Below are 24036 nucleotides of genomic sequence, written 5' to 3'. Positions count from 1 at the left end.
CGCCTACTGCCGCCCGGGTGGGGTGGTCAGGGGTGGAGGGGGGTGGGCCAAATGGTGGGGGTGATGAAAAGGCCGGTGGCCTCGACCAGCGGGGTGCCGTCCAGGGTGGTGATCCGGCCCTCCGACCAGGACTTGCGGCCCTCGGCACGCACGTGTTCGGCGCTGGCCAGCAGCGGCACGCCGTACGGGACGGGCTTGCGGTAGCGGACGGTCAGCGAGGCGGTCATCCCCGCCTTGCCCGCCGCGGCGGCGGCCTGGCCGAGCAGGTGGTCGAGGATCATCGCGCTGATCCCGCCGTGCACCGAGCCGGGCGGCCCCTCGTGCATGGGACGGAACGACAGCCGCGAGTGGACGGCGTCGCCGTCGCGTTCGACGACCAGCGGCAGGGCGTGCGGGTTGGCGCCGCCGACGACGGCGTTGCCCAGGTGGCGCAGGGTGCCGTCGGGCCCGATGTCGAAGGAGCGCGGCGTGTCGCGCGTGGCGGCGCGCAGGCGGGCGGTGGCCTCGGCGAGCAGCGCGGTGACGGCGGCCAGCTCGGGCTCCGCGACGTCGGTCAGGGAGGTGGCGTCCATGAGCTCGCGTACCTGCGCGGACAACTCGCAGAGCGCCTGGAGCCGGGGTTCGACGGGGGCCGCCTCGATCGTCATGGCCAGCAGCTTACCGAACTATGTTCGGGAGATCCTTTCCGTAAAACCCGACGATTTCGGGAAATTTCTGGCAGGCTTCTGACCTGCGGTTTTGATATCGAGCTGCACTTGGCGGTTTCTTGGCTCGTGCTTGACCTGGCCTTTTGGCGAGGTAGCCTCACTCCTCACGGAAGACAACAGCCCCTCACTGTCGTCACTAGCGTCCCGGGTTGCTCCCTCGTACCCGGGCTGCCCGGAAGGTCCGCAGCACGTACATGACCCCAGAGATGAAGAAGTTCATCGACCTGCTGGAGAAGGAACTCGGGTACTCCGAGAAGGCCGATGACTACACCAAGTTCGGCGACTGGTACGGCAAGAACATCGAGTTCGACGCCGACTACAGCTCGGCACCCTGGTGTGACATGTACCTTTCCTGGGCGGCGGCGAAGCTGGGCTACGAGGACTGGGTAGGCCAGTTCGCCTGGACCGTGGCGCACGCCGAGTGGTTCCAGGAGCAGGGCGCCTGGGGCAAGACGCCCAAGCCGGGCGCGTTCGTCTTCTACGACTGGCGTGGCGGCAACGACGTCGACGGCATCGACCACGTGGGCATCGTGACCCGGGTCGAGGGCGACACCATCCACACGATCGAGGGCAACATCGACGGCGGTGTCGCCAAGCGCAAGGAGCGTGACACCAGCAAGGTCGTCGGCTACGGCTACCCGGAGAAGATCAAGGCCCGCCTCGACAAGGAGGCCGCGCGCAAGCTTGAGGAGTCGCGGGAGGTCAAGGCCTCGACCGGCCACCCGACCGACGCCGCGGGAGTCCCGGACCGGGGCCTGACCGCACTGATCCCCCAGACGGCCCCAGAACAGGCGCACGCCCCCCTGGCCGCCCGTTCACCCCTGAAAGCCCCAGAAAGCCCCGCAGCGCCCAAATCAGACGCGAAGCGGCCCACTGGAGAGCGACCCGAGGCCCCCAAGCCGGGCGTGGCCGGCACCACCCAGGAATCCACCAAGGCCGTCAAGAAGGGCAAGCACGCCAAGCCCGCCACGGCCGACACGAACGCCGCCACCACCGCGCCCCTGCCGGTGATCGTGGACACCAAGCCCGCCGACTCGACCACGGCCCTGGGCACGCCCGCATTCATCGGCTCGGCCCTGATCGCCGCCCTCGCCGTGCTCGCCGTAGCCAAGACCCGTCAGCTCCGTGTGCGGCCCGCCGCCCCGGTCCCGGCCAAGCCCGCTCCGAAGCGCGGCAAGAGGCGCCGCCCCCGCCGCGGCCTGACCACCCCCGCCACCCTCGTGACCACCTCCGAGGCGACCCTGGCGACCACGTCCGAGGCAACTTCGGCGACCCCGGACTTCACCACCGAGGTGCCCCTGCGCTCCGGCGCCATCCTGGACCGCCCGATCGACACGGTCAGCGCCCAGATGGAGGCCACGGCCAGCGCCCTGGAGGCCCAGGCCGGCGCCCTGGACGTCCACGCCCTGGACGCCCGAGAGCCTGTCCTGGACATCAAGCAGTACGTTTTCTCCGAGGACACCGGCGCCCTCCCCCGCATCTTCGACGACCCGGAGCCCGCCCTCACCCCGCGCCTGCCCAGCCTCGACCAGCGGCTTGACCCGCGGGAGCCCGACCTCGACCTCGACCTCGACCGGCTCACCGCCAAGGCCCTGGCGAACCTCGACGCCGCCACCGCCCGCGCCGTCGAGCCGTTCGACCCGTTCACCCCGCTCACCTCACCGCCGAGGCAGAGCGCCTCCTATCACGGCAGGCGCCGCCGCCCCGAACTGGCGAGCGAACTCGACACGGCCTTCGCGCAGAACGCCCAGTACGCCCCGGCCCCAGCCCGAGGCCGCCGTCACCGCAGCTCCGCCCAGGCGACAGCCCACGCGAACGCCCACACCACCGCCCACACCACCGCCCACACCACCGCCCACGCCTCCGCTCGCGCGACGGCCGGCGCGACCCCCCGCGCCTCTGCCAGGGTGACGATCGTGGGTGACATCCTGGACAGCCCGGAGACGTTCATCCAGGAGGCCCCGCTCAGGGGCCGCCGTCACCGCCGGGCGGAGTCGCAGCGGGTCAACGCGTGACCCCGTAGTCGGCGGCGAAGGCCGTGAGACCGCTCACGGCGTCCCGCGTCCGTGACCACGGCCGTACGATCATCCGGTCCACGCCGAGCGCCGCCCAGGCGGGCACCTCCTCCGGCCCGCTCAGCCGGTAGGCGTGGACGGTCACGGAGAAGTCCCGGTCGTCGGGCGGTTCGAGCGCCTTGAGCTGGGGCCGTACCGACTCCAGCGTGTGCGGCATGCTGATCCACCCGTCCCCCAGCGTGCGGGCGCGGCGCAGCGCCGCCGCCGACTCGCCGCCGCACAGCACGGGCAGCCGTGCCTGCACGGGCTTGGGCTCGAAGGCCACCTCGGGAAAGGTGTAGAACCGCCCGGAGTGCCGGACGACAGGCTCGCTCCACAACCGCCGCGCCACCACGAGTGCCTCGTCGAGCCGCGCCCCCCGCGAGGCGAACGGCACCCCGGCCGCCTCCCACTCCCCGCGATACCACCCGGCGCCCACCCCGCAGATCGCCCGCCCGCCCGACACGACATCGAGCGTGGCGAACGCGCGTGCCGACACGAACGGGTGCCGCAGCGCGAACAGGTGCACCGCCGTCCCCAGCAGCACGTGCCGCGTGTGCGCGGCCAGAAAGCACAGGTACGCCGGCGCGTCGAACAGCGGCGTCCCCGGCCTGATCCCCGGATCGGCGCCGCCCGGATAGGTCGCCATGGACAGGTCGGTGGTGAAGACGAGGTGCTCGGGCAGCCACACCGACTCGAACCCCAGTTCGTCGGCGGCCACCGCCACGTCCTTCCACGCGGCGGGGTGGATGAGGCCGAGCGGCACGCCGTACCTCATGGGAACCTCACCGCCCCGGGCAGTTCGGCCCGCACGACGGCCCGGTGTTCGGCCGCGCCGCCGTACGCGGTGGAGAGCGACCACGCCCGCGCGAGCCAGAAGCGCAGGTCCAGCTCGTGGGTGTAGCCGATGGCGCCGTGGACCTGCAGCGCGGTGCGCGCGGCGAGCGTGGCGGCCTCGCTCGCGGCCGCCTTCGCGGCGCTGACGTCCCGTACGGCGCTGGGCCGCTCCAGGGCCAGCGCGGCCCTGCTGACCAGCGGCGCGGCGAACTCGATCGCGATCGCGACGTCCGCCAGCATGTGCTTGACCGCCTGGAAGGCGCCGATCGGGCTGCCGAACTGGGTGCGCGCGCGAGCGTAGGCGACCGAGGTGTCCAGCAGGTGGCGGGCCACGCCGATGAGCTGCGCGGCGGTCGCGACGGTCGCCCTGGGCAGGGCGACCTCCCACGAACCGGGCAACTCCTCGGAGCCGGGCAGGGTCGCCTCGAACAGCGTGCGGCAGGGGTCGGGGCTGGGGATCGGCGTCAGCCGTACCCGATCGCGGGTGGCCATGCGCGGGCCGGACACGACGAGGTCGGCGAGATCGGCGTCGGGCGCGAGTCCGTCGCGGGTGGCGCTCACGGTGAGCGCGCCGAGCTTGGTCAGCTCGGGACGACCCACCAGCAGGTACGGCGCCGCCACGGCGGTCTCCACCACCGGACCAGGCAGGCACGCGCGCCCGGTCTCCTCCAGCGCCGGGAGGAGATCGACAAGCTCCAGCCCCAGCCCGCCGGACGATTCGGGCACCAGCGCGGTGAAGAACCCGGTGGCGGCCAGCTCGGTCCACCCCGGAGCGCGCTCGGCGCGCAGGGCGTGGGGCGGGCAGTGGGCGCGCAGGACGTCCCTGACCGTGGCGGCCAGGGCGAGCTGGTCGTCGGTGAAGGCGAAGTTCATCGGGCCAGCCCCAGGACTCGTTCGGCGATGATGGAGCGCTGGATCTCGTTGGTGCCGGCGTAGATGGGGCCGGCGAGGGCGAACAGGAAGCCGTCGTGCCAGGGAGTGGACGCGGCGCGCGCGCCGAGCAGCTCCATGGCGAGGGTGTGCATGCGCAGGTCCAGCTCCGACCAGAAGACCTTGCCCATGCTGGTGGCCGAGCCGATCTCCGCGCCCCCGGCCAGGCGGCGGGCGGTGGCGAAGGTGTGCAGACGGTACGCCTCCGCGTCGATCCAGCAGCGTGCGGCCCGGTCGGCGAGGACGGGGTCGGCGGCGGCCAGCCCGAGCAGGCGGTCGGCGGTGGCCAGGAAGCGGCCGGGGCTGCGCAAGGCGAGGCCGCGTTCTGAGGAGGTGGTGGCCATGGCGATGCGCCAGCCCTCGCCCGGCTCGCCGAGGACCATGTCGTCGGGCACGTGCACGCCGTCGAAGTGGAGCTCCGCGAAGCCGTGCTCGCCGTCGAGCTGGGCGATCGGGCGGACCTCGACCTCGTCGAGCGGGAAGAGGAAGTAGGTGAGGCCGCGGTGGCGTTCGCCGGAGGTGCGGAAGAGGCCGAAGCCGTGGGTGGCGTAGGCGGCGCGTGAGCTCCAGGTCTTGTGCCCGTACAGGCGCCAGCCGCCGTCCGCTCGCTCGGCCCGGGAGGTGACGGCGGCCAGGTCGCTGCCGGCCTCGGGTTCGGACCAGGCCTGGGCCCAGACCTGCTCGGCGGTGGCCATGCCCGGCAGCCAGCGGGCGCGCTGTGCCGGGGTGCCGAAGCGCATCAGGGTGGGGGCGAGGAGGAAGATGCCGTTCTGGGTGACCCGTCCGGGGGCGCCGGCGGCCCAGTACTCCTCCTCGAAGATCAGCCATTCGATCAGTGAGGCGTCGCGCCCGCCGTACTCGGCCGGCCAGGAGACGACCGACAGCCGCGCGGCGGCCAGCTCGGCCTCCCACGCGCGGTGGGCGGCGAAGCCGTCGCGGGTGTCCATGGACGGCAGCGCGGCGGGCACGTGCACGGCCAGCCAGTCGCGTGCCTCGGTGCGGAAGTCCTGCTCGGCCCTGGTGAAGTCGAGATCCACGCTACCCAACCTAGCGCACGCTTGGTTTCCCGGCCAGCGGGGCGGGACACGGCGCCAAGCGCTTGTTAGGATCCGCCCATGCTGCTCGACGGCAAGATCGCGATCGTCACCGGCGCCGGACCCGGCCTGGGCGCCACGCTCACCGGGCTAATGAAGGAGGAGGGCGCCGAGGTCGTCGCCGCGGCCAGGACCGGGCGGCCGGTTCCCGGCGCGATCGCGGTGGCCGCCGACGTCACGGTCCCCGCCGACATGCGCGGGCTGGCCGCCAGGACGCTGGCCCGGTTCGGGCGCATCGACGTGCTGGTGAACGCCGCCTTCCCGGGCACGCATCGCCGCAACGTCCTGGACATGTCCCCAGATGACCTTAGATCATGGCGCGAAGCCGTAGATATCGGGACTTATGGGACTTTAGTGGCTTGTCGCTACATCGCTCCGCACATGGTGGCTCAGGGCTCGGGCTCGATCGTCAACGTCACCTCCATGTCCTCGCGCAAGGGGTACGCCGGCCGTTCCGACTTCGCGGCCGGCAAGGCTGGAGCCCACCTGTTGTCCCACTGCCTGGCCGACGAGCTCGGGCCCTCCGGGGTACGGGTCAACTGCGTCGCACCTGGCTGGATCGCCAGCGACGTGCTGGACGACTGGATGCGTACCAGGGCGGAGGCCGAGGGTGTGAGCTTCGAGGAGATCCGCGAGCGGGACCTGCGGGCCATGGCCCTGCGCCGCATCGCCACCGAGGAGGACGTGGCGCGGGCCGTCATCTTCCTCGCCTCCGACCAGGCGGGCGCCATCACCGGCGCCACGGTCGACGTGAACTCGGGCCAGCTTTTCACGTGATCTTTCCGGGTCAGAACGTGATCACCGTGCGGGCCACGGCGCCCTGACGGGTGTGCTCGACGGCCTCGTTGACGCGCTCCAGCGGCAGCCGTTCGCTGATCAGGCCGGACAGGTCGAGGCGGCCCTGCTGGGCGAGGGCGGCGAGCATGGGCAGGTCGCGGTGGGGCGCGCTGTCGCCGCCCTGGGTGCCCATGAGGCGGCGGGAGGCGAACAGCAGGCCGGGCTCGATCTGCGCGGGTTGCCCCTGCGGCGGGCTGCCGACCATCACGGTGGTGCCGCCGGGCGCGGTGGCGGCGAAGCACGCGGCCAGGACGCCGGGCACGCCGGTGACGTCGAAGGCGTAGTCCACGCCGCCCCGGACGATGTCGCCCACCTGCGCGGTCAGGTCCGCCGAGGTCAGGGTGTGGGTGGCGCCGAAGCGCTCGGCGAGCTTGAGCTTCTGCTCGGCCACGTCGGCGGCGATGATCGTGGTGGCTCCGGCCAGGACCGCGCCCTGGATGACGTTGAGCCCGACGCCGCCGCAGCCGACGACGAGGACGGTGGCGCCGTGCCGTACCCGCGCCACGTTGAGGACGGCGCCGACGCCGGTGATGACGCCGCACGCGAGCAGGCACATCGCGTCAAACGGGGCGTCCTTCGCGATCTTCACGCAGGCGGGCTCGCGCACGACCGCGTACTCGGCGAACGAGCCGATGCCGATGAAGCGGCGCGTCTCCACCCCGTCCAGGTGCACGCGGGGCGGGCCGCCCATGATCGTCGTGAGGCGGTCCGGGCCCGAGCACAGGTGAAAGCGGCCGGCGCCGCAGGCCGGGCACCTGCCGCAGGGTCCGCTCATCGAGACGACCACGTGGTCGCCCGGCTTCACCGCGCTGACGCCCGCGCCGACGCTCTCGACGACTCCGGCGCTCTCGTGGCCGAGGATGAACGGCAGGCGCGAGACGACCGGGCTCTTGCCGTCGATGGCCTTGAGATCGGAGCCGCAGACGCCGGAGGCCATGACCTGGACGCGTACCTCGCCTGGTCCTGGCTCGGCGACCTCGACCTCGCGGATCTCCATGGGCTTGCCGTACTCGGTGAGGATGGCCGCGCGCATCAGCATGCGCCCGACCGTATCAAGCAATTGCTTGGTTGAACATTGACGTGCAGGAAACCGCTGCTTACGCTGTCCGAAACCAAGCGAGCGCTAGGCCAAGTGGAGCGATGATGGCCATGTTGCGGCGGGAACTCGGGATCATGGCGGCCGTGCTGGTGGCGCTCGCGGGGTGCGCCGCCCAGCAGAAGGCACCCGGTACGGCCGGCGGCGCCGTACCCGGCGTGACGGACACGACGATCAAGGTCGGCGGCGTGCTGACCAAGACCAGCGCCAGCGGCTATTCCACCAAGGACGCCGAGATCGGGGCGAAGGCCCGCTTCGAGCGCGCCAACGCCGCCGGCGGCGTCCACGGCCGGAAGATCGAGTTCGTCGGCGCGGAGGACGACGGCCAGGACGCCGCCAAGGGCGACGCCGCGGCCAAGAAGCTCGTCCAGAAGGACCAGGTCTTCGCCGTGCTGCCGGTGCACGCGCCCAACTTCGGCGGCGCCGCCTTCCTCGAACAACAGGGCGTCCCCTGGTACGGCTGGGCCACCGGTCCCCAGTGGTGCGGCACCAAGACCGGTTTCGGCTACAACGGCTGCCTGGCCCCCAAACCGGGCGCCGGCTCCCAGACCTGGTGGGGACGGCAGATGGCCGACCTGCTCGGCGGCGCCGACGGCAAGAGCGTCTACGTGCAGACCTCCGACTCCAGCGGCAGCAAGTACGGCGGCAAGACCATCTCCCAGTCCTTCGAGGCCGCCGGGTTCACGCTCGTCGGGCTCAACTCGGCGCTGCCCGCCGCCGCGCCGCCACCCGACTGGCTGCCGTACGTCAACAAGATCATGACCTCGGACGCCGGCCGGCCGCCCGACATCGTGGTCTCGATCATCGCCGGGACCAAGTTCAACGTCGGCCTCTACACCGCGCTCAAGAAGGCCGGCTACAACGGCGTGCTCAGCGACGCCACCAGCTACGACGTGGCCATCCTCAAGGACCCGGCCACCGCGCAGGCCATGGAGGGCGTGATCGCCGCACCCATGTTCGAGCCCTTCGAGTCGACCGCGCCGGAGATCGACCGGTTGCGGCAGGACGTCGAGAAGGTCGCCCCCGGCACCCCGCTCACCCAGCACCTGGCCATCGGCTACTGGTCGGCCGACATCTTCCTCGACATGGCCGGCAAAGCGGGCAAGGACCTCACCCGGCAGAAGGTGCTCGACATCGGCAACGGCTCCTACAGCTACGAGAACGCGGGGTTCGGCAGGGTCCAGTACCCCAAGGACCACAGTGAGCCGAACGGCTGCGGAGCCCTGGTCAAGCTGGAGGGCGGGGCCTTCCAGGTGGCCAAGAACCTGAAGTGCTTCGACAACGTGCCGCTCAAATGATCCTGGGCTACGTTCTCAGCGGGCTGGTCACGGGCGCGATCTTCGCGGTGATGGGGTCGGGCCTGACCCTGTCGTACGCGGCCACGGGGGTCTTCAACTTCGCGCACGGAGCGGTCGGGTTTCTGACCGCTCTGGTGTACTACGAGCTCAATGTGGCGTTGGGGCTGCCGACGTGGGTGTGTGCGGTGGTGGCCGTAGGCTTTTTCGCCCCCTTACTCGGATATTTCCTGCACCGGGCGATGTTTCGGGGTTTGGCGCAGGCTGGGGAGACTGCGCAGATTGTCGGCACGATCGGGCTGACGATCGCGCTGCCCGCCACCGGGCTCCTCCTCGTCGACCTCCTCGAACTCCCCAGCGCCGACGCCACCTCCCTCCCCCGCGGCCTCGGCCCCTTTCCGGCCGTCTCCTTCACCGTGCTCGGCGTCCCGCTCGACTCCGGGCAGCTCATCACGTTCGGCTTCGCCGCCGTCGCCGCGCTCGGGTTGTGGGCGTTCATGCGGCACACGCCGTACGGCCTGCGCATGCGCGCCAGCGTCGACCGGCGGCGCCTGGCGACCCTGCGCGGCATCGACGCGGACGCCACCTCCGCCCTCGCCTGGATCCTCGGCTCCGGACTGGCCGGACTGGCCGGAGTGCTGGCCGTCTCGATCATCGGACTCGACGCCACCGCGTACACCGTGCTGCTGTTCGCCTCGGCCACGGCGGCGGTCTTCGGGCGGCTGCGCTCGATCCCGTGGACGTTCGCGGCGGGGCTCGGGCTGGGCGTCGTGCAGAACCTGGTCGCCGGGTACACCGACTTCCTGTCAGAGATCACCGGCCTGCGTACGGCGGTGCCCGTCCTGCTGCTGTTCGCCGGGTTGATCCTGCTCAACCGGTCCCGCGAGCGAGTCGCGGGCAGCGCGGCCGAGGACGCGCCGCCACCCGACTACCTCGCGGGCATCCCGGCCTGGCGCCGCCGCCTGCCCTGGGGCGTGGCGCTGGCCGTGCTGCTCGTCTTCACCTTCACCGCCCAGGAGTACTACGTCGGCGTCGCCGCCCACGGGCTCGTCCTGGCCCTGATCTTCTGCTCCTTCGTCGTGGTGACCGGCATCGGCGGCATGGTCAACCTCGCGCAGGCCGCCTTCGCCTCGATGGCCGCGCTGACCTGCGGGTGGGCTTTCGCCTCCGGGCTGCCGTTCGCGGTGGCGATCCTGCTGGGCGTGCTGGCCGCCACGGCCGTGGGCATGCTGGTCGCGCTGCCCGCCCTGCGCCTGGGCGGCCGCATCCTCACCCTGGCCACCCTCGCCCTGGCCCTGCTCGCCGACCAGGTGCTCTTCCAGGTGGACGCCTTCAGCAACGGCACCATCGGCTGGCAGTTGCCCGCGCTCGGCTTCGGCTTCGCCGACACCTCCGACCCCCGGGTCCGCGTGGTCGTCCTGTTGCTCCTCATCGGCCTGGTCGCCTTGCTGGTGCGCAACCTCGAACGCTCCGCCTCGGGCCGCGCCATCCTGGCGGTCCGGTCCGCCCCGGCCGCCGCCACCACCTCCGGCATCTCCGGCCCGCGAACCAAGATCATGCTGTTCGCCCTGGCCTCCGGGATCGCCGGACTGGGCGGCGTCCTGTTCGCCATCTCCAAGGGCTCGATCACCGCCACCGACCTGCCGGCGTTCGCCGGTTTCGTCTGGCTGGCCGTGGTGGTGCTGCAAGGCGTCCGCCGGATCGGCGGAGCCGTGCTGGGCGGCCTGATCGCCGCCGCCTTCCCCGAAATCCTCTCCGCCTGGCACATCTCAGCCCACGTGGGCGCCATCCTCTTCGGCGCAGGCGGCGTAATCCTCGCAAAACACCCCGACGGCGTCCTAACCCAACTAGCCGAACTCCGCCACCACCACCGCACGCACCCCCCCACCCCCACCACCCCCACCCCAACCACCAAACAGCCCAGCCCCCACCTCACCCCAAGCACCCCCACCCCTGCCGAACCCAACCCGACCATGCCCGCCCACACCCCCACCAGAGCCGAAGAACCCACCCCAGCCACCACCCAGCCCAGCCCTCGCCTCACCCCAAGCACCCCCATCCCCGCCGGACCCGACGCGACCGCACCTGCCCGCACCCCCAACGCAGCGGAGACGCCCACCCCCACCAGACCCGACACAACCACACCCACCCGAACCCCCACCGAAGCCGAACAGCCCCTACCCGCCAGGCCAAACGCGACCACACCCAGCGGGACCCGGCCAGACGAGCCCGCCCCCGAACCCATGTCAGCCAGGACAGGAGCCGCGGCGGTGCCAAGACCGCGAGACGAGGCCGCGCTGGCCGGTGGAGCCGGGAACCTGGATGCCACGCCAAGGCCGCGGGCAGAAACGAGCGGGCCGGGTGGCCTGGATGCCGCGGCGGGGCCGACCGGGTCGGCGGGGCCGGGGTCGGGGTCGGCGGGGTCGGTGGGGTCGGTGGCGTTGTTTCGGCTGGAGGGCGTGTTTGCCGGGTATGCCGACACGACTGTGCTGCGGGGTGTGGATCTGGAGGTGCATGCGGGCGAGGTGGTTGCGCTGCTTGGCGCGAACGGGGCCGGGAAGTCCACCACCTGTGCCGTGGCTGCCGGGGACCTGCCCGTGAGCGCGGGGCGGGTTGTGTTGAACGGCATCGACGTGACCCGGTGGCCGGCGCATCGGCGGGTGGGCGAGGGCGTCCTGTTGGCGCCCGAGGGCCGCGGGGTCTTCCCCGGCCTCACCGTGGAGGAGAACCTGCGCACCTGGCTGCCCGAACCGGATGCGGTGTATGAGCGGATGCCGCAGTTGGCGGCCCGCCGTACCCTGGCCGCGGGGGCGTTGTCCGGCGGCGAGCAGCAACTGCTCACGCTTGCCCCAGCCCTCATCAAGCCTCCCGCGGTGTTGATCGCCGATGAGCCCTCGCTCGGCCTGGCGCCGCTGATCGTGCAGCAGGTGTTCGAGATCTTCGCCGAACTCAGCGAGCGTGGCGTGGCACTGCTTCTGGTCGAGGAGAAGGCGACAGAGGTCCTGGCGGTGGCCGACCGGGTCGCCTTCATGCGCCTCGGCCGCATCACCTGGACTGGCCCCCGCTCCGAGGTGGACCCCACCCGCCTCACCGCCACCTACCTGGGAGTCTCCTGATGCGCCCGACGCCTCCGGCCCGCCACACGGTGTCCCCCACTTCTCTGACGCGCCATGCGAGTGCCCTCCGGCCCACGGACTTCCACCGAGCGTCCTTGGCGGCCAGCCCCTCCCGGGCCGTGCTCCTGACGCCCGTGAACGCCGACCGGCCGTCCGCCCGCGCGAGCAGAGCCCGCGGCCAGACGGAACACCGGCCAACGGCCCACCGCCGGACTGACCGCGGCCGGACGGACCACCGCCAGACCGGCCACGGCCGGACCGTCCATCGCCTGGTGGAACATCCCGGGCGGGCCGGTGCCGGAAGGGGACCGGTCAGGAGGACTGCGGGTAGGTGGTGTGGGGGCACGTGGGGCAGGGGTGGCTCGGGGCGGGGGGTTGGGGGGTGGGGGGATGCTTGAGATTCGGGAGGTTTCGGTGGCCTTCGGTGGGGTTCGGGCGTTGTCGGGGGTGACGTTCGAGGTGCCGGAAGGGCAGGTTTGTGGGGTCATCGGGCCCAATGGGGCGGGGAAGACGACGTTGTTCGACGTCGTGTGCGGGCTGCGGCGGCCGTTGCGTGGGCGGGTGGGGGTGGGTGGGGTTGATGTGACGGGGTTGTCGCCCCTGCGGCGGGCGCGGGCGGGGGTTCGGCGGACCTTTCAGCGGACGCAGGTGTTCGGGCGGCTCAGCGTCGCGGGCAACGTGCTGGCGGCGCTTGACTGGCGTGGCGGTGGCGGGGGGCTGCCGGGCGATCTGGTCGGGTGGCCGGCTCGGCGGCGGCTGGAGCGTGAGCGGGCCGAGCGGGTGGCTGAGGTGCTGGAACTGTGCGGGCTTACCGGGCTCCGGGATGCCTACGCGGCGTCCCTGCCCGTTGGGCAGCGGCGGCTGGTGGAGCTGGCGCGGGCGATCGCCGACCGGCCGCGCCTCCTGCTGCTCGACGAGCCCACCTCGGGCCTCGACCACGACCAGACGGTACGGCTGCGCGAGGTCGTCGCCGCCTTGGACACCACGGTTCTGCTGGTGGAGCACGACATGGGCTTCGTCATGGGCACCTGTGACCGGCTGGTGGTGCTCGACCTGGGCAAGGTGATCGCCCGCGGCACCCCGGCCGAGATCCGGGAGAACCCGGTGGTCCGGGCCGCCTACCTGGGCTGACCCGGACCCCCGGCCTGCCGCGGAACGGGTCAGGTCGAGCGGTGACCCTGCTCCTCGGGGTCGGCGTCACGGTCGGTGTGACCGTCCACGGGAGGTTCGGGGGTCGCCGGAGGAGGGGTGTTCCGGAGGGATGCGGCCAACGGTGCGGGGCTCGCCGAAGGTGAGGGCACGGGCTTCGGAGTCACGGCCACCTGGAAGCCGGGTGTGGGCCGGGCCGCCGAATGGAGGGCGGGCTGGGACGACGCCACCCTGGGAAGGCGGAAGTCGCCGTTCGCCGGAGGTGTGGAGATGGGCAGGGCCGCGGTCAACGAAGCGGCGAGGGCGACGATCCCGGCGACGAGAAGAAGGCGCGCGAGCATGTGAGCGACTCCAAGAGGGTGGTGCGGGTTGGAGGGCCTAGCATCGCCTGCGCGGGGTGGGGTCGGGGCGACAGAGCGGGGTTCTGGGGATAAGGGGCGCGGCGGCGAAACCTGTGGACAACGGGCTCAGGAGGACTGGGCAAGGCGGAGGAGTTCGGCGCGGACCGTCTCCTCCGGCAGGTCCATGGTGTGCACGACCCCCCACTGCAGAGCGCCCAGAACGGCCCATCCCCTGATCCTGTCCTGTTCGGACGGATCCGGCCCGACGAGGCGTTCGTAGATGGCGTCGCGGAAGGTTCGGATGGCCTCGCCGGGCGTGCCGGGCGGGGCGTCGTCGGCGGTGCCGAGGTCTTCCATGAGGAGCCGGATCACGGCCCGATGGCGTACCACGCAGTCGACCAGCGCGGGGACGAAGTCGTCCCGGCCCCCCAGCAGCGCGAAGACGTCGTCGGCGGCGGGCGCGAGCAGTTCGGCCGCGAGACGGTCCTTCGGGTGGAAGTGGTAGGCGACGGCCGTCTTGGTCAGCCCCACCTCGGCCGCGATGTCCGCCAGGGAGGTGGCCGCGTAACCGCGTTCGGCGAACAGGCGCTGGGCGGCGGCGAGGATGCGGGAGCGGGTGTCGTTCCCGGGATCGACTGTGGTCATCATCTCATTTCCGCTTTAGCACAGGATTTCCGGAAATTTCCCGTCTAATCTCGGCATCGTAGGCGCTGTACGAGCGTACAGGACGGGCGTAAACAATGACGAGGTTTCTCGGGCGGCTCGGTGCGTGGTGTGCGCGGCACGGGCGGCTGGTACTGGCGTTATGGGTGATCGCGGCGGCCGCCCTCATGGTCGGCAGCCTGGTCTCCGGCCGGCCGGTCAGCAACGACGTGACCATCCCCGGCACCGACGCGCAGCGCGCGCACGACCTGATGCGCGACGGGTTCGGCCCGGGGTACGCGCCAGGCGGCACGGTGCAACTGGTGCTGTACTCGGACAAGGGACCCCTCACGGACGAGCCGCGGAAGCGGGCCGTGGAGGAGTCCATGGACAAGATCCGCGACCTCCCCCACGTCAAGCAGGTCGAGTCCCCCTATCGCCGCGGCGGCATCGCCTCCAACCTGCAGATCGGCCTGATCGTGGTCCGCATGGAGGGCCACGACAGCGCCAAGGTCGCCGAGACCACGCAGACGGTGTCGAAGGCCGCGGATCCGGCAAGGGCGCAGGGCGTCGAGGTGGTGCCCGCGGACAGTTCGACACCGGCCGACAAGGAGATCAAGACCGGCCCCAGCGAGATCATCGGCGTCACCTGCGCGCTGCTCGTGCTGGTGCTGGCCTTCGGCACCCTGGTGGCCGCCCTGATCCCGATCTTCACGGCGCTGGTCAGCGTGGCCGCGGGCCTGGGGGTGATCGGGCTGCTCGGGCACGTGGTCGACGTGCCGAAGCAGGCGGGCATCATGGCCACGATGATCGGGCTCGGCGTGGGCATCGACTACGCGTTGTTCCTGCTCTCGCGGCACCGCAAGCTGCTGGCCGACGGGGTGCCGGTGCTGGAGTCGGTGCGGCGGACGGTGTCCAGTTCGGGCGGCGCGGTCGTGTTCGCGGGCGGCACGGTCATCATCGCGCTCAGCGCGCTCGTGCTCGGCGGCTTCCCGCTGCTGCGCACGCTCGGCTGGATCACCGGCATCTCGGTCGTCTTCGCCGTGCTCACCTCGATCACCCTGGTGCCCGCGCTGCTCGGCGTGCTGGGCGAGAAGGTCAACGCGCTCAAGGTGCCGTTCCTGGGCCGCAGGAAGGAGGGCTCGGGCTGGGGCGGGCTCGGCGCGTGGGTCGCGCGGCGGCCGTGGAGCGTGCTGCTGGCCAGCGTCCTGGCGCTGGCGGCGCTCGCCGCGCCCGCGCTGGCGCTGAAGCTCGGGCCGCTCGACGACGGGTACGGCACGCAGGGCTCGGCCCCCCGCCGCGCCTACGAGCTGATGGCCACCGGCTTCGGCCCGGGCAGCAACGGCCCGCTCGTCGTCGTGGCGGAACTCGGCGACAAGGTCGCCAAGGCCACCGACCCGAACGTCGAGGGCCTGGCCAGGGACGTGGCCGACATCGACGGCATCGCCCATGTCAGCCCGCCCAAGCTGAACGACGCCGGCCGTACCGTGTTGATCCAGGCGATACCCGACTACGCGCCCAGCGACGAGCGCGCGCCCGCCGTCGTCGCGGCGGTCAGGGCGCTGGACAGACCGGGCGTGAACGTGCACGTCGGCGGCGAGGTGGCCGCGCTCGCCGATGCCGCAGACCGCATCTCGGGCAACACGCCACTGGTGATCGGCGTGGTGGTGCTGCTCAGCGCGATGCTCCTGCTGCTGGCCTTCCGCGCGCCGGTGGTCGCGCTCAAGGCGGCGCTGATGAACCTGGTGTCGCTGGGCGCCGCGTTCGGCGCGCTGGCGATCGTCTTCAGTTACGGCGTCGGCAGCCAGTTGGTCGGCATGGATCCGCCCGCGGACGCCTCGTACCTGCAGACGGTGTTCTTCACCGTCCCGATCGAGCCTTATGTGCCGTTGATGCTGTTCGCGGTGTTGTTCGGGCTCTCGATGGACTACGAGGTGTTCCTCCTGACCGCGGTACGGCAGGCGTACCTGAAACACGGCGACAACCGCAGGGCGGTGGCGGAGGGGCTGGGCTCGACCGGCCGGGTCATCACCTCCGCCGCCCTGATCATGGTCGCGGTGTTCGTGGCCTTCATCGCCTACCCCGACCCGCTGGTGAAGACGTTCGGCGTGGGGCTGGCGGTGGCCATCGCCGTGGACGCCACGATCATCCGCGGCTTCCTGGTGCCCGCCACCATGGTGCTGCTCGGCCGCCTCAACTGGTGGTGCCCGCGCTGGCTGGACCGGCTGCTGCCCAACCTCTCCGTCGAGGGTCACGAGGACGACGGAGAAGGTCACGAGGACGACGAGGAAGCGCGGGTCTGGAAGAGTGACCCGCATGTCGTATCCCGAAGTTAGGTACAAAGGCGACTCGGGCCAGCACAGCGGCGTGCTCCGCCCGGGGGACCAAGCCCCCGACCTGGTCATGGGCGCCGGCGGCACCCAAGTGCACTACCTGGGCACCGGCGCCACGACCGACGGCCAGTTCGGTCTCTACCGGTGGGAGATGGGGATCAAGCCGGGCGGCGCGACCCCGCACTTCCACCGGACGATCTCCGAGTCGTTCTACGTCATCTCCGGCTCGGTCAAGCTCTACAGCGGCGACACCTGGGTGGACGGCCGGCCAGGCGACTTCCTCTACGTGCCGCCCGGCGGCCACCACGGCTTCCGCAACGAGTCGGGCGCGCCGGTGACCATGCTGATCCTGTTCACACCGGGGGCGCCGCGCGAGGCGTACTTCGAGGCGCTGGCCGAGATCGCCACCTCCGGCCGCAAGCTGAGCGACGAGGAGTGGACCGAGCTCTACCACCGGCACGACCAGTACATGGTCTAGAGCCCGAGGATCTCCCGTTCCACGTGGTCGAGGGCCAGCCGTACCCCGCCCAGGGCGACGCTCTCGTCGCCGAACGTCGAGGTGACCACCTCGGGCACCGCGAGGCAGAGTTCGGCCAGCCGGCGGCGGAACGGCGCGAGCAGGACCTCGCCCGCGCGGGAGTGGCCGCCGCCCACCACCAGCAGGTCGGGGTCGACGGCCAGGACGAGGGCGGCGGCCCCGACCGCGAGGTCCCCGGCGAAGCGCTCGACCGCGCGGACGGCGGCGGGCTCGCCGTCGGCCGCGGCCTTGAAGACGGCGGCCGCCTCGCCGTGGGCGGCGAGTTCCGCGGTGGCCGCCTCCCAGCCGAGCCGGCGCAGCGACCCGATCTCCCCGGCCGCGCCCGACCGGCCGCCGTGGAGCCGCCCGCCGATCAGCATGCCCGCACCGACCCGGTGTCCGACCAGGACATAGACGACGTCGGCGGCGTGCCGCGCGCTGCCGCGCCAGTGCTCGGCCAGGACGGCGAGGTTGGCGTCGTTGCCGGCCAGCCCCTTGCACCCGAACCAGCCCCCGGCCAGCCCCGCGAGGTCCACGCCCGTCCAGCCGGGCAGCACGGCCGACAGCGCGACGCGGCCGGAGCGGTCGACCACGCCCGAGGTGCCCACACAGCTCGCCCACACCCGGGTACGCGCCACGCCGGCGGCGTCCGCGCAGGCCAGAGCGGCCTGCCGGGCGGACTCCAGACGTTCGGGGGCCGGGGCGTCCGCGCTGACGTGGACGCGTCGCCAGTGGACGACCTCGCCGTTGAGGTCGGCCAGCGCGGCGAGGATCTTGTTGGCCCCGATGTCGACGCCGAGCACGTGACCGGCGTCGGCGCGGAAGCCGAACCTGCGGGCGGGACGCCCCATGGCGCCCTCGTCCGGCGGGATCTCCCTGACCCAGCCGCGCCCGGCCAGTTCGTCCAGGACGGTCTCGACGGTCTGCCTGGACAGCCCGGTGATCCGGCCGAGCCGGGTGAGGGTGGCCACGCCCTCGCGGCGGAGCGCGTTCAGCGTGACCTGGGTGTTCACCCGCCGCAGGAGCGAAGCGTCACCGGCCACTTATGTGATTCGGTTTCATAACTGCCACCTCTTGCCTAGGTTGACCACGAATCCTAGCATCGGTCGACATACGTTAACTGTTTACATATCTGGAGGAATGATGGTCACTCTCGCCGTCGTCGGCGCGGGTTCACGCGGGTCGGGGTACGCCCGCAACGCCGAGGGCAGGGCACGCGTGGTGGCCGTCGCCGACCCGCTGCCCACCCGCAGACAACGTTTCCCCGAGGCCGCCCAGTACGCCGACTGGCGCGAACTGGCCGCCCTCCCCCGCCAGGCCGACGCCGTGATCATCGCCACCATGGACGCCGACCACGTCGAGCCCGCGGTCCGCTTCGCCGAGCTGGGCTACCACATCCTGCTGGAGAAGCCGATGGCGGTCACCGAGGAGGACTGCCGCACGATCGTGGCCGCCGCCGAGAAGGCGGGCACCGTCTTCGCCGTCTGCCACGTGCTGCGCTACACGCCCTACACCCACACGCTCAAGCGGCTGCTCGACGCGGGCGCCGTGGGCGAGATCATCAGCGTGCAGCACCTGGAGCCGGTCGGCTGGTGGCACCAGGCCCACTCCTACGTGCGCGGCAACTGGCGGCGTACCGACGAGTCGACCTTCATGCTGCTCGCCAAGTCCTGCCACGACCTCGACTGGCTCGTCTACCTGATGGGCAGGCAGGTCACCCGGGTCTCCTCCTTCGGCGGGCTCAAGCACTTCACGCCGGCGAACCGCCCCGAGGGCGCCGCCGACCGCTGCCTGGACTGCTCGGTCGAGAGCACCTGTCCGTACTCCGCGCCCCGCCTCTACCTGCCGCTCGCCGGGCGCGAGCACTGGCCGCTGACCGCCGTCACCGAGGACGTCTCCGAGGCGGGCGTACGCGAGGCACTGCGCACGGGCCCCTACGGCAGATGCGTCTACGCCTGCGACAACGACGTCGTCGACCACCAGGTCGTGAACATGGAGTTCGAGGGCGGCGCCAGCGCGGCCTTCACCATGACCGCCTTCACCCCCCAGCAGCACCGCCAGACCCGCGTCTTCGGCACCCGCGGCTCGATCGAGGGCGACGGCGTGCTGCTGAAGGTGACCGACTTCGTCACGGGCGAGACGTCCGTGGTCGACAGCTCCACCACCGGCGACGGTACGGCCGGCGGCGGCCACGGCGGCGGCGACGAGGGCCTGATGAACGCGTTCCTGAACGCCGTCGAGACCGGAGACCGCTCGGCCGTGCTGTCCTCGCCCGGCGAGAGCCTGCACAGCCACCTGATCGCCTGGGCCGCCGAACGCTCCCGCCTGGATGGCACCACCGTCACCCTGGAACCGGTCACCACCTGACCGGCAACGCCGTCACCACCTGACCGGCAACGCCGTCACCACCTGACCGGCAACGCCCGCACGCCGCCGGTCAGCGCCGAGCGATCCGCCTCGACCTCTGCGGCCGGTACGGCCAGCCGTACCCCCGGCAGGCGGCGGAAGACCGTCGTGAGCACCTGGCGCAACAGCAGCCGGGTGAGCCGCGCGCCCAGGCAGTAGAACTTGCCGTGCCCGAAGCCGAGGTGCGGGTTGGGCGCGCGGTCGATCAGGAACGCGCCGGGGTCGGGAAACCAGCGCGGGTCGCGGTTGGCGGCCTGCATCGACAGGACCACCAGGTCGCCCGCGCGCATCCTGACCCCGTTCAGCTCGACGTCGGCCAGCGCGTACCTGGGGATCCAGCTTCCCCCCGGCACCGCCACCCGCATGATCTCCTCGACCGCGGACGGGACCAGAGCGGGGTCGGCCTCAAGCCGCCGCCGCTGCGCCTCGTCGGCCATCAGGTACAGCAGCGCGTAGCCGATCCGGGCCGCGACCGTCTCGTACTCCATCAGGCCCACGTGGCCGCACAGGACGTCGGTGGCTTCCTCGGTGCCGAGCGAGGCCAGCAGGGCGACCGTGTCCCGGCCCGCCCTGCCGCGCTCCCGCTCGACCATCCTGGCCACCGCCGCGCGCAGCTCAGGCGGCTGGTCCGCCATCCGCCCCGGCTCGCGCAGCCATCGGGAGCGCCGCCGGTAGAGCTCCCACTCCCGCTCCGGTATGCCGACGAAGCCGAAGACGGCCCCCATGGCGTACGGCACCGCGAGCTCGGCGTGCAGGTCGGCGGCCGAGCCCGAGGCGGCGAGCTCGGCCAGGATCGTGTCGAGCAGGGCCTGGATCCGGGCCTGCTCCTCGGCCACCCGGCCGCGGCCGAACGCGGGCGCGAGCAGCGCGCGCACCCGCCGGTGATCGGCCATCTCCCCGCGCACGTCGCCCGTCGGATCGAACAGCCGCTCCCGCCACAGGCGCGGCGCGCGCTCCGGATCGGGGTGGGAACGTCCGACGCGCCGGTCGGCGCAGAGCGCGCGCACCTGCGGGTAGCCGGTCACCAGCCATCCGGCGTCCCCGGCGGCGGTGCGCACGCGGACCGGGACCTCCCGGGCACGAAGGCGCTCGAACTCGGGAGGTTCCGCGAAGGGGGTGGGCGCCGTGAAGGGCATCGGCCCGAACTCCTCTGACACGGCGCGGTCCCCCTGGCTGGAAGGTTCCTGTGGCGGTGCCGCTCAGCCCGGACGGCCGCTGCCGGCCGGTCGGAGCGCCTGTGCGACGTCCACCATCGCCTCCACGAACGTGGGGATCGAGCCCTTGTGGAAGCGCAGGTAGAGGCCCGGCTCGACGAGTTCGAGCTCCGTCAGCACCGGGTTGCCCGCCGCGTCGTCGGCCATGTCCACCCGGGCGTACAGGAGCCGGCCGGCGTCGGGCACGCAGCTCAGCACCCGCTCGGCGAGATCCCGCTCGGCGGAGGTGGGCTGCCAGGGCTCGGTGCCGGGGTGGGCGTCCCTGGGCTGGTCGTAGCGCAGGCCCGGCGCCAGGACCGCCCGCTTGCGGATGGCGTGCAGGAAGCGGTTGCGCACGAACACCAGCGCGCGCTCCCCGCTCACGTCGATGCGTGAGAGGTACGGCTGGACCATCGCGGTGACCCCGTCGGCATGGATGCGTTCGACGTGGGCGGCGGCCAGGGCCCGGTCGCCCGGGGTGTAGCGGGCCGCGAAACGCGCCCCCGCGCCGACGGCCGGCTTGACGACGAAGTCGTACCCCGAGGGCAGGTCCATCGGGGAGCCGGGGACCAGGTAGCCGGTAGGCACCACCGGGACCTGCCGCTCGCGGAGTTCGAGCAGGTACTCCTTGCGGGCGTTCCAGTGGATGATCTCCGGCGGGTTGGCCACGCGGGTCCGCTCCGCGGTGCGGTCGACCCAGGCCAGGAACTCGGCCGAGCGCCAGGAGTAGTCCCAGGGCGAGCGCACGACGGCGAGGTCGAAACACGCCCAGTCGATGTCGGGATCGTCCCAGTGCGTGATTTCCGCTTCCGCCTCGACCTCGTCGAAGGCCGCGTGCAGCAGCGGCATATCCAAATCGGGATTGACTTCCGGTCGTGGTCTGGCTGTCACCAAGGCAATGCGCGCATGAGCCATGTGCACCCGTCCTTTGGAAATCGGCCGCCCTAATAGAACCATGAGAGTTGGGCGCGGGCAACGATTCCCAAGGGCAGATGTCTATGAGGAATGTCGAAGGGTCTCCTGGATGCTAGTAAGGTTTCGGCTCGCGTGCAGGGAGTCCGGATGACGGGGTCCCAAAACCTTCACGCTGCGGTCGTGGGTTTCGTGCAGGAGGCGTAATGCCTCCTCGGAACGGCCCATTGTGTGAAGCGTCTCCGCGAGGCTCGTGGCCGACTGCAACGTGTGCGGATGATCGTCGCCGAGCGTGCGTCTCCGGCGGGTCAGCGCCTCGACCTGGAGGGTGTGGGCGCGGGTGTGCTCACCCAGGGTCCGCAGGTCCACGGCGAGGTTGTTGGCCGAGCGGAGCGTGTCGGGGTGGTCGTCGCCGAGCACGTCGCGGTAGCGGGCGTAGGTCTCCTCGTGCAGGTCGCGGGCCTCCTCGAAGCGGCCGAGCGCGTGCAGCGCCACCGCCAGGTGGTTGGCCGAGTGCAGGGTGTGCGGGTGCCTGGGTCCGAGCACGCGCTCGTAGCGGGTGAAGGCGTCCTTCTGCAACGCGTACGCCTCCCGGTCGCGGCCCAGGAGGTGCAGGTCGATCGCGTACCCGTGCTTGAGCCGCAGCGTCAGGGGGTCGTCGGCGCCCAGGCCCGCCTCGGCCTCGCCGGTGGCCCGTTCGTAGAGCGTGGCCGCGTCGGCGTAGTCGCCCTGCTCGCGTAACGCCCTGGCCAGGTCGCGGGCGGCGGCGAGGGTCTGCGGGTGCCTCGGGCCCAGGGTCTTCTGCCAGCGGGCGTACAGCTTGGCCGAGAACCTGGCGCTGGCCTGGGCCTCCCCGCGCTCGATCAGGTACCAGCCCGCGTCGCAGGCCATCTCCCTCAGGTCGTGGTCGCCGGAGGCGTCAGGAGCGACCGCGAACAGGTGCGGGACCATGCGCGACCAGGCCGGCCAGCCCGCGGGATCCTCCGGATCGCCGGGATGGTGGCGGGCCAGCAGCGCCCTGGCGTGCTCCAGGACGCTCTCCTGCTCGGCCGGGGGCAGATGGTCGCGGATGATGCTCTGGGTGAGCCGGTGCAGGCGCAGCCCGCCGCGGGCGCCGACGGCCAGGCCGAAGCGGCTCATCGAGCCGACGCCCCTGCGCAGGGCGAGCGCGTCGTCCTCGGCCGCCGTCAGGCCGTCCAGCGGGCCTTCCCGCGCGGCGGCGGGGTGCCGGCCGACCAGCCATTCCACCGGGATCGTGTCCGGCGCCAGGAACGCGCAGATCCGGGCCAGCGCCAGGCCGACCGGTTCGTGCCTGGCCAGCCGTTCGATGGTCAGGCCCACGGCGGCGGCCAGCGAGTGCGGATACTCGCCCGCCGCGCCCTCGCTCAGCACCTCCTTCGGCCGCGAGCGCAGCAGGCCCAGGTAGTCGCCAGGCGCGGTCGCGGTCTCGGCGAGGAAGGTACCGGCCTGCACCAGCGCGAGCGGGAGGTCGCCGAGTTCGGCGGCCAGCGCCGCCGCCTCCGAGCCCCGCAGGTCCGGCCCGTGGCTGCGGATGAGCTGGACCGACTCGGCGCGCTCCATGACGTTCACCGGGACGGTGACGGCCAGGTGCTCCCAGCCGCCCACCCGGGAGGTGATCACCACGTGGCCGGGCCCGCCCGGCAGCCAGCGGCGCACCAGCCCGGGATCCTCGGCGTTGTCGATCAGCAGCAGCCAGCCCGGGTGCTGGCGCAGGTGGGCCTTGAGCAGGGCGACCGCGCTGCCCGAGTCCACGTCGGGGATCGCCAGCTCCAACTGGACCGCGAGTTCCGCCAGTTGCTTGCCGATCAGCATCGGGTCCTCGGCGTCGATCCACCACACGACGGAGTAGTCGGCGGCGAACTGGTGGGCGTACTCGATCGCGATCTGCGTCTTGCCCACGCCGACCCATCCGCGCAGCACCTGGACCTTGGCCAGGCCGCCGGTGCGGAAGCGGCGGCCGAGTTCGGCGATGACCTCCTGCCTGCCGGTGAACTCGGGGTTGCGCGGCTCGACGTTCCAGACGGTGGGCAGCATGCCGGTCGCGGGCGGCGCGCCCGAGGCGTGGTGGGCGAAGGCGGCCTCCACGGCGGCGGTCAGCGGATCGGTGGCGTCGAGCGTCTCCTTGCAGTCGGCCAGCACCTCTCCGAGCAGGGTCAGCACGGAGGGGGCGCCGCGCTGGGCCAGGATCAGCGCCCGCTCGTAACGCAGGCGCAGGCAGGCGGGCGCCTTCTCACCGGCGGCGGCGCGGCACAGGTCCACGAGGCCGGTGGAGATCTGCTCGGCCAGATCGTGCTGTCCCGACTCGGCGAGCGCCGAGACGGCCTGGCGCAGGATCGGGACAGTTTCCTCCAGCCGGGCGACATGCTCGGACATCCGGCGCCGCTCCTGATCCAGTTCCTCGCCCAGGCGCTCGATCTCGCGTTGCAGATGCTCGCCCTCGGCCGCGCGTACGCCCTCCGCGGCCACGCCGGCGTGGTACTCGGCGGCCAGGCGATACCACACCCGCAGCCACGTCACCTGCTCGGCTTCCGGCACCTCGCAGACGTTGAGAAAGGT

General features: G+C 72.1%; 18 protein-coding genes. 8 read left to right on the top strand and 10 right to left on the bottom strand.

Annotation, left to right across the window (positions count from 1 at the left end; translation table 11 throughout):
• Positions 1-26: 26 nt before the first annotated feature.
• Positions 27-647 carry a PaaI family thioesterase gene (locus ACIBEJ_RS20835; RefSeq protein WP_397184409.1) on the bottom strand — a complete coding sequence of 207 codons (621 nt, stop codon included), beginning with the start codon at positions 645-647 and terminating at the stop codon, positions 27-29.
• Between the two features lie 266 nt (positions 648-913).
• Between ACIBEJ_RS20835 and ACIBEJ_RS20830 the strand changes: the two genes are divergently transcribed.
• Positions 914-2722, top strand: coding sequence for a CHAP domain-containing protein (locus tag ACIBEJ_RS20830; protein WP_397184408.1), 1809 nt, complete (start codon positions 914-916; stop codon positions 2720-2722).
• Here ACIBEJ_RS20830 and ACIBEJ_RS20825 read toward each other — a convergent pair.
• Genes ACIBEJ_RS20825 through ACIBEJ_RS20815 form a run of 3 tightly spaced genes read right to left on the bottom strand, consistent with a single transcriptional unit; the run spans position 2712 to position 5565 of the window.
• The gene (locus ACIBEJ_RS20825; RefSeq protein ID WP_397184407.1) at positions 2712-3539 is read right to left on the bottom strand and encodes a TIGR03619 family F420-dependent LLM class oxidoreductase; all 828 of its coding nucleotides are present in this window, start codon (positions 3537-3539) and stop codon (positions 2712-2714) included. The genes ACIBEJ_RS20830 and ACIBEJ_RS20825 overlap by 11 nt on opposite strands.
• On the bottom strand, positions 3536-4471 hold the full coding sequence (locus ACIBEJ_RS20820) for an acyl-CoA dehydrogenase family protein (RefSeq protein ID WP_397184406.1): 936 nt from the start codon (positions 4469-4471) through the stop codon (positions 3536-3538). Before ACIBEJ_RS20820 ends, ACIBEJ_RS20825 begins: the two co-directional genes overlap by 4 nt.
• Entirely contained in the window at positions 4468-5565 is a 1098-nt protein-coding gene (locus ACIBEJ_RS20815; protein WP_397184405.1) for an acyl-CoA dehydrogenase family protein, read from the bottom strand. Before ACIBEJ_RS20815 ends, ACIBEJ_RS20820 begins: the two co-directional genes overlap by 4 nt.
• A 78-nt stretch (positions 5566-5643) precedes the next feature.
• Here ACIBEJ_RS20815 and ACIBEJ_RS20810 point away from each other — a divergent pair, with 78 nt between their 5' ends.
• Complete coding sequence (locus ACIBEJ_RS20810) at positions 5644-6399, top strand: SDR family oxidoreductase (RefSeq protein WP_397184404.1); 756 nt, start codon at positions 5644-5646, stop codon at positions 6397-6399.
• Between the two features lie 10 nt (positions 6400-6409).
• Here ACIBEJ_RS20810 and ACIBEJ_RS20805 read toward each other — a convergent pair whose 3' ends face one another.
• Entirely contained in the window at positions 6410-7498 is a 1089-nt protein-coding gene (locus ACIBEJ_RS20805; protein ID WP_397184403.1) for an alcohol dehydrogenase catalytic domain-containing protein, read from the bottom strand.
• A gap of 101 nt (positions 7499-7599) precedes the next feature.
• On the opposite strand from ACIBEJ_RS20805, the gene ACIBEJ_RS20800 reads away from it, so the two are divergent.
• From ACIBEJ_RS20800 to ACIBEJ_RS20790, 3 genes are all read left to right on the top strand, one after another.
• Positions 7600-8853 (top strand): ABC transporter substrate-binding protein, encoded by a 1254-nt coding sequence (locus ACIBEJ_RS20800; RefSeq protein ID WP_397184402.1) that lies wholly within the window; start codon positions 7600-7602, stop codon positions 8851-8853.
• A complete protein-coding gene (locus tag ACIBEJ_RS20795) occupies positions 8850-11966 on the top strand; it encodes an ATP-binding cassette domain-containing protein (protein ID WP_397184401.1) in 3117 nt (1038 codons plus the stop codon). Before ACIBEJ_RS20800 ends, ACIBEJ_RS20795 begins: the two co-directional genes overlap by 4 nt.
• 390 nt (positions 11967-12356) lie before the next feature.
• Positions 12357-13097: an ABC transporter ATP-binding protein gene (locus tag ACIBEJ_RS20790; protein WP_397184400.1), complete on the top strand. Its 741-nt coding sequence runs from the start codon at positions 12357-12359 to the stop codon at positions 13095-13097.
• A gap of 485 nt (positions 13098-13582) precedes the next feature.
• On the opposite strand, the gene ACIBEJ_RS20785 is transcribed toward ACIBEJ_RS20790, so the two are convergent.
• Positions 13583-14104 (bottom strand): TetR/AcrR family transcriptional regulator, encoded by a 522-nt coding sequence (locus ACIBEJ_RS20785; protein ID WP_397184399.1) that lies wholly within the window; start codon positions 14102-14104, stop codon positions 13583-13585.
• A gap of 92 nt (positions 14105-14196) precedes the next feature.
• Here ACIBEJ_RS20785 and ACIBEJ_RS20780 point away from each other — a divergent pair, with 92 nt between their 5' ends.
• Both ACIBEJ_RS20780 and ACIBEJ_RS20775 read left to right on the top strand, forming a co-directional pair.
• A complete protein-coding gene (locus ACIBEJ_RS20780; RefSeq protein WP_397184398.1) occupies positions 14197-16434 on the top strand; it encodes an MMPL family transporter in 2238 nt (745 codons plus the stop codon).
• On the top strand, positions 16415-16909 hold the full coding sequence (locus ACIBEJ_RS20775) for a cupin domain-containing protein (RefSeq protein WP_397184397.1): 495 nt from the start codon (positions 16415-16417) through the stop codon (positions 16907-16909). Before ACIBEJ_RS20780 ends, ACIBEJ_RS20775 begins: the two co-directional genes overlap by 20 nt.
• Here ACIBEJ_RS20775 and ACIBEJ_RS20770 read toward each other — a convergent pair.
• On the bottom strand, positions 16906-17991 hold the full coding sequence (locus tag ACIBEJ_RS20770; protein WP_397184396.1) for an ROK family transcriptional regulator: 1086 nt from the start codon (positions 17989-17991) through the stop codon (positions 16906-16908). The two genes, ACIBEJ_RS20775 and ACIBEJ_RS20770, sit on opposite strands and share 4 nt — an antisense overlap.
• 97 nt (positions 17992-18088) lie before the next feature.
• On the opposite strand from ACIBEJ_RS20770, the gene ACIBEJ_RS20765 reads away from it, so the two are divergent.
• On the top strand, positions 18089-19315 hold the full coding sequence (locus ACIBEJ_RS20765) for a Gfo/Idh/MocA family protein (protein WP_397184395.1): 1227 nt from the start codon (positions 18089-18091) through the stop codon (positions 19313-19315).
• Positions 19316-19350: 35 nt separating this feature from the next.
• Here ACIBEJ_RS20765 and ACIBEJ_RS20760 read toward each other — a convergent pair whose 3' ends face one another.
• The 3 genes from ACIBEJ_RS20760 to fxsT form a co-directional block, all read right to left on the bottom strand.
• The gene (locus ACIBEJ_RS20760) at positions 19351-20511 is read right to left on the bottom strand and encodes a cytochrome P450 (RefSeq protein WP_397184394.1); all 1161 of its coding nucleotides are present in this window, start codon (positions 20509-20511) and stop codon (positions 19351-19353) included.
• A 42-nt stretch (positions 20512-20553) separates the two neighbouring features.
• On the bottom strand, positions 20554-21396 hold the full coding sequence (locus ACIBEJ_RS20755) for a RimK family alpha-L-glutamate ligase (RefSeq protein ID WP_397184393.1): 843 nt from the start codon (positions 21394-21396) through the stop codon (positions 20554-20556).
• A 147-nt stretch (positions 21397-21543) separates the two neighbouring features.
• On the bottom strand, positions 21544-24015 hold the full coding sequence (gene fxsT / locus ACIBEJ_RS20750) for an FxSxx-COOH system tetratricopeptide repeat protein (RefSeq protein WP_397184392.1): 2472 nt from the start codon (positions 24013-24015) through the stop codon (positions 21544-21546).
• Positions 24016-24036 lie beyond the last annotated feature (21 nt).

This window comes from Nonomuraea sp. NPDC050790 (assembly GCF_044456745.1).
Taxonomy (GTDB): Bacteria; Actinomycetota; Actinomycetes; order Streptosporangiales; family Streptosporangiaceae; genus Nonomuraea.
This window is presented reverse-complemented; position numbering and strand designations above follow the sequence as displayed.